At 73.1% G+C, this 12,585-nt stretch carries 10 protein-coding genes; 5 read left to right on the forward strand and 5 right to left on the reverse strand.

The genetic code is table 11. The annotated features are described in order from the left end of the window. Positions 1 to 6: 6 nt before the first annotated feature. Complete coding sequence (locus IEZ06_RS11795) at positions 7 to 1,725, forward strand: ABC transporter family substrate-binding protein (protein WP_189236735.1); 1,719 nt, start codon at positions 7 to 9, stop codon at positions 1,723 to 1,725. A gap of 75 nt (positions 1,726 to 1,800) precedes the next feature. Here the strand turns inward: IEZ06_RS11795 and IEZ06_RS11800 are convergent, their stop codons facing one another. Both IEZ06_RS11800 and gabT read right to left on the reverse strand, forming a co-directional pair. Next, positions 1,801 to 2,064, reverse strand: coding sequence for a hypothetical protein (locus IEZ06_RS11800; protein ID WP_307811679.1), 264 nt, complete (start codon positions 2,062 to 2,064; stop codon positions 1,801 to 1,803). Positions 2,065 to 2,223: 159 nt separating this feature from the next. After that, complete coding sequence (gene gabT / locus IEZ06_RS11805; RefSeq protein WP_189236736.1) at positions 2,224 to 3,576, reverse strand: 4-aminobutyrate--2-oxoglutarate transaminase; 1,353 nt, start codon at positions 3,574 to 3,576, stop codon at positions 2,224 to 2,226. A 99-nt stretch (positions 3,577 to 3,675) separates the two neighbouring features. Between gabT and IEZ06_RS11810 the strand changes: the two genes are divergently transcribed. Next, complete coding sequence (locus IEZ06_RS11810; RefSeq protein WP_189236737.1) at positions 3,676 to 5,139, forward strand: PucR family transcriptional regulator; 1,464 nt, start codon at positions 3,676 to 3,678, stop codon at positions 5,137 to 5,139. A gap of 110 nt (positions 5,140 to 5,249) precedes the next feature. Here IEZ06_RS11810 and IEZ06_RS11815 read toward each other — a convergent pair whose 3' ends face one another. Further along, complete coding sequence (locus IEZ06_RS11815) at positions 5,250 to 5,903, reverse strand: TetR/AcrR family transcriptional regulator (protein ID WP_189236738.1); 654 nt, start codon at positions 5,901 to 5,903, stop codon at positions 5,250 to 5,252. A 216-nt stretch (positions 5,904 to 6,119) separates the two neighbouring features. Here IEZ06_RS11815 and IEZ06_RS11820 point away from each other — a divergent pair, with 216 nt between their 5' ends. Further along, positions 6,120 to 7,547 (forward strand): aldehyde dehydrogenase family protein, encoded by a 1,428-nt coding sequence (locus tag IEZ06_RS11820; protein ID WP_189236739.1) that lies wholly within the window; start codon positions 6,120 to 6,122, stop codon positions 7,545 to 7,547. Positions 7,548 to 7,627: 80 nt separating this feature from the next. Here IEZ06_RS11820 and IEZ06_RS37160 read toward each other — a convergent pair whose 3' ends face one another. Further along, on the reverse strand, positions 7,628 to 8,866 hold the full coding sequence (locus tag IEZ06_RS37160; RefSeq protein WP_268245593.1) for a trypsin-like serine peptidase: 1,239 nt from the start codon (positions 8,864 to 8,866) through the stop codon (positions 7,628 to 7,630). Positions 8,867 to 8,902: 36 nt separating this feature from the next. Further along, positions 8,903 to 10,009 (reverse strand): trypsin-like serine peptidase, encoded by a 1,107-nt coding sequence (locus IEZ06_RS11830; protein ID WP_189236740.1) that lies wholly within the window; start codon positions 10,007 to 10,009, stop codon positions 8,903 to 8,905. 183 nt (positions 10,010 to 10,192) lie between these two features. Here IEZ06_RS11830 and dxr point away from each other — a divergent pair, with 183 nt between their 5' ends. Both dxr and ispG read left to right on the forward strand, forming a co-directional pair. Next, positions 10,193 to 11,377, forward strand: coding sequence for a 1-deoxy-D-xylulose-5-phosphate reductoisomerase (dxr, locus tag IEZ06_RS11835; RefSeq protein WP_189236741.1), 1,185 nt, complete (start codon positions 10,193 to 10,195; stop codon positions 11,375 to 11,377). Positions 11,378 to 11,415: 38 nt separating this feature from the next. Next, positions 11,416 to 12,582, forward strand: a complete 1,167-nt coding sequence (gene ispG / locus IEZ06_RS11840) for a flavodoxin-dependent (E)-4-hydroxy-3-methylbut-2-enyl-diphosphate synthase (RefSeq protein WP_189236742.1) — start codon at positions 11,416 to 11,418, stop codon at positions 12,580 to 12,582. The last annotated feature ends 3 nt before the right edge of the window (positions 12,583 to 12,585 follow it).

Raw genomic sequence — 12,585 nt, forward strand, 5'->3', positions numbered from 1 at the left:
GAACACGTGAAGGTCGCCCACAAGGCCGCCGCCGGGGCCGCGCTCCTGGCCCTGGCCCTCACCGCCTGCGGCGGCGGTGCCGCGGACAAGCCCAAGGCCGGTTCGACCGAGGCCGCCAAGGAGGCCCAGCAGGCCGCCGCCCAGCTGCCGGGCATCTCCATCAACCCGGTCGCCTACGAGCAGGTCGCCGAGGGCGGCACCGTGACCCTGGCCACCAGCTCGTGGCAGGCGAACTGGAACTACAACCAGGTCAACGGCACCCACGACAACACCGACCAGGTGATGGAGGCGCTCATGCCGAACGCCTTCCTCTCCGACGACAAGGCCGACGTCGTCAACCACCCGGACTACGTCACCGAGTGGAAGATGGAGCTGCAGGGCGAGACCCAGGTCGTCACCTACAAGATCCACGAGAAGGCGACCTGGTCGGACGGGACGCCGATCACCTACAAGGACTTCCAGGCGCAGTGGAAGGCCCTGAACGGCGAGGACAAGAAGTACCAGGTCTCCTCGACCGACGGCTACGACCGGGTCGAGTCGGTGGAGAAGGGCGCCACCGACAAGGACGTCGTGGTGACCTTCGCCAAGCAGTACCCGGACTGGAAGGGCATGTTCGCGCCGCTCTACCCGGCCTCCACCAACGGCGACCCCGAGGTCTTCAACAAGGGCTGGGTCGGCAAGATCCCCGTCACCGCCGGCCCGTTCAAGGTCGAGTCCATCAACGAGACCACCAAGGCCGTGACCCTGGTCCGCGACGACAAGTGGTGGGGCCGCAAGGCCAAGCTCGACAAGGTGATCTTCCGCGCCATGGAGACCGGTGCGACGATCAACGCCTTCGTCAACGGCGAGCTCGACGCGGTCGAGATCGCCGCGGGCGACGCCGCCGGCCTCAAGCGGGTCAAGGAGGTGGCGAACTCCGACGTCCGCAAGGCCGCGGCCCCGAACTGGCGCCACATCACCGTCAACGGCTCCAGCGAGCTGCTGAAGGACAAGTCGGTCCGCCAGGCCGTCGCGATGGGCATCAACCGCGAGACGATCGCCGCGTCCGACCTCAAGGACATGGACTGGCCGATCCAGACGCTCGGCAACCACCTGTACATGAACACCCACAAGGGCTACGTGGACAACTCCGGCGAGGTCGGCAAGTACAACCCGGAAAAGGCCAAGCAGCTGCTGGAGGCCGCCGGCTGGAAGCAGGAGGGCGAGTACCGCAAGAAGGACGGCAAGGAGTTCGCCGTCCGCTTCACCGTCCCGGCCTCGCTGCCCGTGGCCAAGCAGGAGGGTGAGCTCACCCAGGCGATGCTGAAGGAGATCGGCGTCAAGGTCACCGTGGAGGCGGTCCCGGACGACAAGTTCTTCGACGACTACATCATCCCCGGCAACTTCGACCTGGTGCCGTTCTCCTGGCTGGGCACGCCCTTCCCGAACACCTCCCTGCCGCAGATCTACAAGACGCCGACGGGGCCGGACAACTACGGCAGCAACTTCCCGCGCACCGGCACCCCCGAGCTCGACGCCCTGATCGACCAGGCGGCCGGTGAGATGGACCCGCAGAAGGCCATCGAGCTGGGCAACCAGGCCGACAAGCTGATCTGGGACCTGGTCCACACCATCCCGCTGTACCAGCGCCCGGACATCTACGGAGCCAAGAAGAACCTGGCCAACTACGGCTCCTTCGGTTTCGCCGACCCGAAGGACTGGACGGCGGTCGGCTTCACCAAGTAGGCCCTGCACACCACCGTGCCCTTCCCCGCTCCGGCGGGGGAGGGCGCCGCCTTCTCCGGGTTCCTCCCGGGCCCGTCAGGAGAAGGCCACGCTGCGGGACAGGGGGTAGACGTTGCCCGCCCGCTGCGGGAGCAGTGCCTCCGCGCAGTCCGGGCAGGCGAACAGCACCGCTTCGCTGGGGAGGCGGCCGATCCGGACCCTGGGGCGGGGCCACCGCTTGTGGCAGGCCACGCAGGCGTCCCCCTCGCACTGGGCGGGGGTCAGGCCCTCGGGGTCGAACATAATGAGCCGTGCCGTCGCGGTCGGCCTCCAGTGCATCGCGCTTCCCGTCCTGATCACGCAGTCTCCCGTCGGAACCGTTATAACCCCGCCACCCTCAGTGATCGCTTTGCTGAGTCCCAAGCTGCGGTTAAATCGCCTCCCGGGAGGGGGTTGAGCGACGACAAAAAGGGGCACACGGCATCAAGCCGGGTGCCCCTTCTGGATCGTGATAAACGGTCAGACCTCGCAGACCGCCTTCTCCAGGATCTCCAGCGCCTCCTGGAGCAGGTGCTCGGGCATGACCAGCGGAGGCAGGAAACGCAGCACGTTGCCGTAGGTGCCCGCGGTCAGCACGAGCAGGCCCTCGGCGTGGCAGCGCCTGGCGATCTCGGCCGCGGCGGTGGGGTGCGGCTCCAGAGTGCCCGGGACGACCAGCTCGATGGCGGTCATGGCGCCCCGGCCGCGCACGTCGCCGACGATCGGGGCCCGCTCGGCGAGGGCCCGCAGACGGGGCAGCATGACCTCGCCGATCCGGCGGGCCCTGCCGACCAGGTCCTCGGCCTCGATGGTCTCCAGCACCCCGAGCGCCGCCTCGCAGGCCAGCGGGTTGCCGCCGTAGGTGCCGCCCAGGCCGCCGACGTGCACCCTGTCGAGGAGCTCGGCCCGCCCGGTGACGGCGGCCAGCGGCAGGCCGCCCGCGATTCCCTTGGCGGTGACGATGATGTCGGGGACGATGCCCTCGTCCTCGCAGGCGAACAGGTGGCCGGTGCGGGCGAAGCCGGTCTGCACCTCGTCGGCGATGAAGACGATGCCGTTCGCCCGGCAGTACTCGGCGATCCGCGGCAGGAAGCCCCTGGCCGGCTCGATGAAGCCGCCCTCGCCGGCGATCGGCTCGATCACGACCGCCGCCACGTTCCCGGCGCCGACCTGCTTGTCGATCTGGTCGATGGCCTGCGCCGCCGCCTCCTGCGCGCAGTTCTCCGCACCCGTGGGCCAGCGGAACGGGTAGGCCAGCGGCACCCGGTAGACCTCGGGGGCGAACGGTCCGAAACGGTGCTTGTACGGCATGTTCTTGGCCGTCAGGGACATCGTCAGCAGGGTCCGGCCGTGGTAGCCGTGGTCGAAGACCACGACCGCCGGGCGGCCGGTGGCGTGCCGGGCGACCTTGACCGCGTTCTCCACGGCCTCGGCGCCGCTGTTGAGCAGGAAGGTGCGCTTGGCGTGGTCACCGGGGGTGATCTCGTTGAGCTTCTCGGCGACCTGCACGTACGACTCGTACGGGGTGACCATGAAGCAGGTGTGCGTGAAGTCCGCGGCCTGCCGCTGCACCCGCTCGACCACGCGCGGCGCGGAGTTGCCGACGCTCGTCACCGCGATGCCCGAGCCGAAGTCGATCAGGGAGTTGCCGTCGGCGTCGACGACGACACCGCCGCCCGCGTGGGTCACGAAGACCGGCAGCGTCGTGCCGATGCCCGGCGGGACGGCCGACTGCTTGCGCGCGAACAGCTCGCGGGACCTCGGACCGGGGATCTCGGTGACGACGCGGCGCTCCTGGGGGAGGGACGGGCCGCCCTGGGTGACGGTGCTCATGCTGTGACGGTATGCGGGCCGGGCCGACGTGCCGATGATGCACTATGGCAAAATCACCGGGACCGATATGGCCGTGACGTACAAAAAGGGAAGGTCACCGTGGCTCCGACGCTCCGCACCGTCGTGCACCGGGCGCCGCTCGGCCTCTCCGTGCTCACCGGCCGCGACGCGCTCGACCGGCCGGTGCGCTGGGTCGCGGTCAGCGAGCTGGAGGACCCCACCCCGTTCCTGGAGGGCGGCGAGCTCGTGCTGACCACCGGCATGCGGCTGGACGCCGCGGGCGCCGGGCCGTACGTCGGGCGCCTGGTCGCCCGCGGGGTCAGCGGGCTGGGGTTCGGCGTCGGCCTGGGGCACGGGGAGATCCCCGCCGAGCTGCTGGCCGCCGCGGACCGGGCGGGGCTGCCGCTGCTGGAGGTGCCGCGCGAGACCCCGTTCGTCGCGATCGGCAAGGCGGTCAGCGACCTGCTCGCCGCCGAGCAGTACGAGGAGATCACCCGGGCCTTCGCCGCGCAGGGCCGCCTGACCCGCGCGGCGCTGCGGCCCGAGGGGGCGCGGGCCGTGGTCGACCGCCTCGCCCGCGAGCTGGGCGGCTGGGCGGTCCTGCTCGACGAGGCGGGAGCCGTACGGCACGCGGCGGGGCGGGGCGCGGCCGCCGTCGGCGGGATCCTGCCCGAGCTCGGCCGCCTGCGCGGGCGCGCGCGGGAGGGCGGGAGCCCCGCCAGCCTGGCCTTCTCCACCCCCGGGGAGCACGTCGTCGTCCAGCCGGTCGGCGCGCGCCGCACCGGGGGGTTCTTCGCGGTCGGCCTCGGCAAGCCGTTCACACCGGTCGAGCACACCGTGGTCAACGCGGCGGGTTCCCTGCTCACCCTCGCGCTGGAGCACGGCCGCGAGCACCTGGCCGCCGAACGCCGGGTCCGCGCCGCGGCGCTCCGGCTGCTGCTGGCCGGCCAGGTGGAGGCCGGCCGGGAGACGCTGGAGCGGCTGGGCGACCGGTTCCCCGACGGGCCGCTGGTGGTGCTGGCCGCCGGAGGCGACCGCGAGGCGGCGCTGGAGGCGGCGGGGGAGGAGATCGCGGTGGCCGACGGCGACCGGGTGCTGGTCCTCGTCCCCGCGGCCGGGGCGGAGGAGGCGGCCGCCGCCCTCGCCGCCCGGGCCGGCGCCTGCCCGCTCGGGGTCGGCGCGCCGGTGGGCCCGGAGGAGCTGCGGACCGGGATCGAGCAGGCCGACCGGGCGCTCGCCTCGGCCCGGGGACCGGCCGGTCCGGTCGTGCGCTTCGCCGACCTGGCGGGCCGGGGGCTGCTGGCGCTGCTGGACGCCGGTGCGGCCGCGGCGTTCTCCTCGGCGCTGCTCGCCCCGCTGCGGGAGTACGGCTCCCGCGCCGACCTGGTGGAGTCGCTCCGCGCCTACCTGGCGTGCAACGGGCACTGGGACGCGGCGGCCCAGCGGCTGGGGGTGCACCGGCACACCCTGCGCTACCGCATGCGCCGGGTCGCCGAGCTGCTCGGCCGCGACCTGGACGACCCGGCGGTCCGCGCCGAGCTGTGGGTGGCGCTGAGCGTCTAGCGGGGGCCGGCGGGCGGCGCCGGGTGTCCGGGCGGTGGGTGTCCGGGCGGTGGGTGTCCGGGCGGTGGGTGTCCGGTGTCTCGGCGTCCGGGTGTCTCGGCGTCCGGTGGCTAGAAGGCGCGCGGCAGGTCCGGCCGTCCGGTGCCGGTCACGAGGTAGCGGTAGATGATGGCCCGGGTGGCGGCGTCGAAGGCGGAGCCGTCGCGCAGGTGCCCGGCACGTTCCAAACTGATCGCCCCCTGGGCCGCGGACCAGAGCACGTCGGCGATCCTGCGGGGCTGGGTGGGGACGAGCTGGCCCGCCGAGATGCAGTCGGCGATCACCCGGTCGAAGATGTTGAGCGCCGCCCGGGCCAGGGTCCTGGCCCGCTCGCTGGGCGTGAAACCGGGGATGGCCCGCTCGAACATCAGGCTGTAGTAACCCGGCTCGGCCAGCGCGGCCTCCCGGTAGGCGGTGCCCAGCGCGGTGAGGCGCTCCAGGGAGTCGGGGTGGGCGGGCACGGCCTCCAGACGGCGCCGGAAGCGCTCGAAGCCCTCCAGGTAGAGCGCCTCGGCCAGTCCCTCCTTGCTGCCGAACATGGTGTAGATGACGGTGGTGGAGCAGCCGGCCTCGGTGGCGATGCGCCGCATCGACAGGCTCTCCGGGCCGATGGTGAGCAGCAGGTGGTTCGCCACGTCGAGGAGCTTGGCGCGGAGCTCGTCCTGTCCGGCGCGGTCACCGGAGAGGTAGGCGCCCTGGAGCCCGAGCGGGACCGAGGAGGTCAATGGGGCCACGCCTTTCCGCTCGGGGGGACTCGCATCGAATGACTTAGCCACGGGGAAGATCGTTCAAACCGCTGGCCGGACAGAAATATCGCCAATAAACCTGTTTTAAGGATGGAATCAAGATGGGTCGTTTTATCCGGATCGGCGCGTCCGCCGAGAGGCCTTGTGCGGAGTGGAGGGGCGCCGGACCCGGCGGGGTGGCATAGCGTCGGAGGCATGGACGTGCGCCCCTTCTGGCTCGCCGGCCGCCCCGCCACCGGGGACGCCGAGCTCACCGTGACCAACTCGCATGACGGCCGCGTCGTCGGCGTCTGCTCCGTGCCGACCCCGGACCAGGTCGAGGAGGCCGTCGCCGCGGCGGAGGCCGTGCGCAAGGAGGCCGCGGCCCTGCCCGTCCACGTGCGGGCCGAGGCCCTGGCCCACGTCTCGCGCCGCCTGGCCGAGCGCGCCGACGAGATCGCCCGCCTGATCACCGAGGAGAACGGCAAGCCGGTCTTCTGGGCCCGGGGCGAGGTCGGTCGCGCGGTCTCCACCTTCCGCTTCGCCGCCGAGGAGACCCGCCGCTCCGGCGGCGAGGCGATGCGCCTGGACACCGAGCCCGCCGCGGCCGGTCGCCTCGCCTACGTCTCCCGCGTCCCGCGCGGGCCGATCCTGGCGATCACGCCGTTCAACTTCCCGCTCAACCTGGTCGCCCACAAGGTCGCTCCGGCCATCGCCGTCGGCGCCCCGGTCGTCGTCAAGCCCGCCCCCGCGACGCCGCTCTCGGCGCTGCTGCTCGGTGAGATCCTCGCCGAGACGGACCTGCCCGCGGGCATGTTCTCCGTGCTCCCGGTGCCCAACGAGCGCGCCGCCGCGCTGGTCGAGGACCCGCGCCTGCCGGTGGTCTCGTTCACCGGCTCCGGCCCGGTCGGCTACGCGATCATGGAAAGCGTGCCGCGCAAGCACGTCACCCTGGAGCTCGGCGGGAACGCCGCCGCGGTCGTCCTGGCCGACGCCGACCTCGACTGGGCCGCCTCCCGGGTGGCGCTGTTCTCCAACTACCAGGCCGGGCAGAGCTGCATCGCGGTCCAGCGGGTGATCGTCGAGGAGTCCGTGCGGGACGACTTCCTGGCCCGGCTGGTCCCGGCCGTCGAGGCGCTGGTGACGGGGGACCCGGCCGACGAGAAGACCCAGGTCGGGCCGCTGGTCTCCGCCGAGGCCGCCGAGCGGGTCGAGCAGTGGGTCGCCGAGGCCGTCGCCGGCGGGGCCCGCGTGCTGACCGGGGGCACCCGCGACGGCGCCACCGTCGCGCCGACCGTCCTGGCCGACGCGCCCGCCGGGGCGAGGGTCTCCTGCGAGGAGGTCTTCGGCCCGGTGATGGTCGTGCAGAGCGTCTCCGGGCCGGACGAGGCCTTCGCCGCGGTCAACGACTCGAAGTACGGCCTGCAGGCCGGCGTGTTCACCCGGAGCCTCGACCTGGCCTTCCGGGCGAACCGGGAGCTGGAGGTCGGCGGCGTGGTCATCGGGGACGTGCCGTCCTACCGCGCCGACCAGATGCCCTACGGGGGCGTCAAGGAGTCCGGGACCGGCCGCGAGGGCGTCCGCTCGGCGATGGCCGACTACACCTACGAGAAGGTCATGGTCCTGACCGGGCTGAGCCTGTAGGCCCCCCGGGATCTTCCGGTGGGCGTACGGCCCCGCGCTCCGGAGCGCGGGGCCGCACGGGGGCGCGGCGGAGGAGCGGGTCAGGACCGCTGGGCCGTGAGGTAGAGCTCCTTGGCGGTGTCGCCGAAGTAGGGGCCGTACATCGTGCCGTGGTCGTCGCTGTACTTGAAGCTGCTCACCGAGGTGATGGTGCCGCGGCCGGTCGCGGGGTCGAAGTCGTTGAACCACGGACCGCCGCTGGACCCGGCCGTCATGTTGCAGCGCAGGCCCTGGTCGCGGGTCTGGCCGTACGGGTCCTCGCGGACCGGTCCGGCGCAGTAGATCATGTGCTCGCCGTCGTAGGGCGGGTCGACGGGGAAGCCGAAGCCGTAGGCGTGGCGGCCGCGGGCCGTGCCGAAGGCGATCTCCTGAGCGCCCACCACGTCGGCGAGGTGCCTGCCGTTCCTGGTGTTGAGCGCGACCATGGCCAGGTCGTGGCTGTCGTCCGCGCTGCGCGACCAGGGGCCCGCGACGAACATGCGGCGGGCGGTGAAGCGCCCGTGCGGCTGGCTGCCCTGGTCGTAGCCGGGCACGAAGGTCCAGTTCTCCGCCCACGCGCCGGCCCCGTCCTTGACGCAGTGCCCGGCGGTGACGACGAGGTCGCGGTTCCCGCTCCGGACCGAGCTCGCCGAGCAGACGAAGTCGACCCCGTTGAGGGTGAGGAACACGCGTCCGGTGGTGCTGCGCACCGCGCCGCCCGCGGTCCAGCGGGCCCCGCTGGTCACGGCGGTGGCGGGGGCGGCGGCCCGGCGGCGGGCGGGGGCTCCGGCGGGGGCGGCCCGGTGGCGCGCGGCGGCCGGTGCTGCGGTCGGGGCCGCGGCCGGCCCGGCCCGGCCTGGTAGCGCGCGGCCCGGCCCCGCGGCGCCGGCCGGCCGCTGCGGCGCTGAGCCGGTCGGGTCCGCGGCGCCTGCGGGGCCCGGTGCGCCGGCGGGCCGCCTGGTGAGCGCCGTGACCGGGCCCAGGGCGCCGGTGAGCGTGTCGAGGAGGCCGAGCGGGACGGCCTCCGCCATCCGGCGGGGGGTCCAGTAGCCGAGCACGCGCCGCTGCTCCGCCGCGCTGCGGGCGGCCGCGTGCTCGACGATGTCGGGGCCGCCCGTGCCCCCTCCGGTCCGGAGGGCCCTGCCGGGGGCGTGCGCGGGGGGCAGGAGGAGGGCCGCGGCCACCACGCCGACGCCGGCGAGGCCGCGTCCGTGCTCGGTGGTGGTCGCGCCGATGAGGGGGGCGCCCGTCAGCCCGATGACGAGGGGGGCGGCCGCAAGCAGGGCGAGGCTCGGGGTCATGGCCCCGAGTTTGCACTACCCCAGGTTTCCGCGTGGCTACTTTGCGTGAAGCTGCGGAGCGTCGGTGCCCTGGGCGGCCCGGTAGACGGCCTGGGCCTCCATGCCGAAGTAGGGGCCGAACATCCAGCCGCTCGCGAAGCCGTACTTGAAGCTGTTCACCGAGTTCAGGGTGCCCAGCCCGGTGGCCTCGTCGAAGTCGAGGAACCACGGTCCGCCGCTCGACCCGCCCGTCATGTCGCAGTTCAGCCCGAGGTCGCGGGACATCAGGAAGTCGTCGAACGCCCGGCCGCTGCAGTAGACCAGCTCCGAGCCGTCGTAGGGGGCGGCGGCGGGGTAGCCGAAGGCGTGCATCTGCCGCCTGCGGGCCTGGTTGAAGGCGACGCCCTGGCCGCCGACCACGTCGGTCAGGTGCCGTCCGTTCAGCGGGGCCACCACGGCGGCGGCCACGTCGTGGTCGATGTCCTCGGCGTCGTTCCACTGCGGGGTGGTGTAGAGCGTGGTGGCCACCCAGGTGCCGTGCGGCCGCTCGCCGCCGTCGTAGCCCGGCACGAAGACCCAGTTGGTGTGGAACGCGCCGCCCATCTTCACGCAGTGCCCGGCGGTGATCACCGTGCTCCTGTTCTCGCTGGTCACCGCGTTGCCGGAGCAGGAGGCGTTCCGTCCCTGGTAGGTGAAGAAGACCCGCCCGGCGGTCCCGGTGACGGCTCCGCCGCGGGTCCAGGGGGAGCCGTCGACGGCGCGGGCCGCCCGGGCCGGGGCGGTCGCCCTGCTCCTGCCGGCGGCCGCGCCCCCGTCGCCGGCCGTGCTCCCGCCGTCCGCGGCGTCCCGCCCGCCCGGGGCGGTCGGGGGAACGGTGACCGGGGCGGCCGCGGACTGCGCGGCGGCCGCGGAGCCGGTGAGCCGGACGCCCTTCTTCCGGGGGGCGAGGGCGTCGAGCGGCCGGGCCGCCTCCATCTTCGCCTCGGTCCAGTAGCGCCGCACGACGCGCTGTTCGGTCCCCGTGTCGGCGGCCTCCTTCTCCACGGGGGCGGGGGTCGCGGGCGCCGCGGCGGGGCCTCCGGCGGCGTGGGCGGCGACCGGGGGGAGCAGGGCGCCTCCGGTGACGAGGGCGAGAAGGGGGACGAGGCGTGCCGTGCGGCGCATGTGTACCTCCCGAGACCTGGATGCTGACTCGGGAAGCTAGTGCGCCGGATATCCGCATTTCTCAAGCTTTACAACTATTGATATGGCGGAATTCGGACGTAAATCACGATTCTCATCGTGTGTTTCTCCGGTCACGGATTCCGGCCGGTCCGCCGCACGCCGGACGTCCGTGAGAATGGGACGGTGCAGACAGACATCACCCGCTCCGTCGTCCTGCTCGGCTCGACCGGCTCCGTCGGGACCCAGTCCCTCGACGTCATCGCCCGCAACCCCGGCAGGTTCCGGGTGGCGGCGCTCGCCGCCGGAGGCGGCCGGATCGACCTGCTGGCCCGCCAGGCGGCCGAGTTCCGGCCCGAGGCGGTGGCCGTGGCCGACCCGGCGGCCCTGCCCGCGCTGAAGGAGGCCCTGGCCGCCCGCGGGGTGACCGCCACGGTCCTGGCCGGACCCGAGGGGGTCGCCGAGGCGGCCGCCTGGCCGTGCGACACCGTGCTCAACGGCATCACCGGCGCGCTCGGGCTGACCTCGACGCTGGCCGCGCTGGAGGCGGGCCGGACGCTCGCGCTGGCCAACAAGGAGTCGCTGATCGTCGGCGGGCCGCTGGTCAAGCGCCTGGCCAAGCCCGGGCAGCTGCTCCCGGTCGACTCCGAGCACGCCGCGCTCGCCCAGTGCCTGTGGGCGGCCGGCCCCACCGGCCCCGACGCCTCCGCCGTACGGAAGCTGATCGTCACCGCCAGCGGCGGGCCGTTCCGCGGCCGGTCCCGCGCGGAGCTCGGCGGGGTGACGCCGGAGCAGGCCCTGGCCCACCCGACCTGGTCGATGGGGCCGGTCATCACCGTGAACTCGGCCACACTCGTCAACAAGGGCCTGGAGGTCATCGAGGCCCACCTGCTCTTCGACGTCGGCTTCGACCGGATCGACGTCGTGGTCCACCCGCAGTCGGTCGTGCACTCCATGGTGGAGTTCGTCGACGGGTCGGTCATCGCCCAGGCCAGCCCGCCGGACATGCGGCTGCCCATCGCGCTCGCCCTCGGCTGGCCCGAGCGGGTCGCCGGAGCGGCCCCCGCCGTCGACTGGACCCGGGCCCACACCTGGACCTTCGAGCCGCTGGACGACGAGGCCTTCCCCGCGGTCGCGCTCGCCCGCCACGTCGGCTCCGCGGGCGGCACGGCCCCGGCCGTCTACAACGCGGCCAACGAGGTCTGCGTGGAGGCGTTCCTGGGCGGGCGGCTGCCGTTCACCGGCATCCTGGACACCGTGGCCGCGGTCGTCGCCGAGCATGCCCCGGGCGAGGCCGGTTCGGTCGAGGAGGTGCTCGCCGCCGACGGATGGGCGCGGATCCGGGCGCGGGAGCTCACCGCCACTGCCTAGACTGGAGCGGCCGTCGACTTTTCAAAAAGGCTGGGAAAATGACTTCTGTGGCTCTCGGTATCCCCTCGGTGAGGACCAAGCCGATCGCCGAGCGACGCCGTTCCCGTCAGATCATGGTCGGTTCCGTGCCGGTGGGAGGTGACGCGCCGGTCTCGGTGCAGTCGATGACCACCACGGTCACCGCCGACGTCAACGCCACCCTGCAGCAGATCGCCGCGCTGACCGCGTCGGGCTGCCAGATCGTCCGGGTCGCCGTGCCGTCCCAGGACGACGCCGAGGCGCTGCCGATCATCGCGAAGAAGTCGCAGATCCCGGTGATCGCCGACATCCACTTCCAGCCGAAGTACGTCTTCGCCGCGATCGAGGCGGGCTGCGCGGCGGTCCGGGTCAACCCGGGCAACATCAAGAAGTTCGACGACAAGGTCGGCGAGATCGCGCGCGCCGCCGCCGACCACGGGGTGCCGATCCGGATCGGCGTCAACGCCGGCTCGCTCGACCCGCGCCTGCTGCAGAAGTACGGCAAGGCGACCCCCGAGGCGCTGGTGGAGTCGGCGCTGTGGGAGTGCTCGCTCTTCGAGGAGCACGGCTTCCGGGACATCAAGATCTCGGTCAAGCACAACGACCCGGTCGTGATGATCCAGGCCTACCGGCTGCTCGCGGCCAGGTGCGACTACCCGCTCCACCTCGGCGTCACCGAGGCGGGCCCGGCGTTCCAGGGCACGATCAAGTCGGCCGTGGCGTTCGGCGCCCTGCTGGCGGAGGGCATCGGCGACACCATCCGGGTCTCGCTGTCGGCCCCGCCGGTGGAGGAGATCAAGGTCGGCATCGGGATCCTGGAGTCGCTGAACCTGCGCGAGCGCGGCCTGGAGATCGTCTCCTGCCCGTCCTGCGGCCGGGCCCAGGTCGACGTCTACACCCTGGCCGAGCAGGTCCAGGCCGGGCTGGAGGGGCTGAAGGTCCCGCTGCGCGTGGCGGTCATGGGCTGTGTCGTCAACGGCCCCGGCGAGGCCCGCGAGGCGGACCTGGGCGTGGCCTCCGGCAACGGCAAGGGCCAGATCTTCGTCAAGGGCGAGGTCATCAAGACCGTCCCCGAGTCGCAGATCGTGGAGACCCTGATCGAGGAGGCCCTGCGGCTGGCCGAGGAGATGGGCGTCGAGGTCGACCTCGACGACGACGCCCCCGGCCCCGAGGTCGTCGTGCGCTGACCC

It is taken from the genome of Planomonospora antibiotica (genome assembly GCF_014647955.1).
Classification (GTDB): Bacteria; Actinomycetota; Actinomycetes; order Streptosporangiales; family Streptosporangiaceae; genus Planomonospora; species Planomonospora parontospora.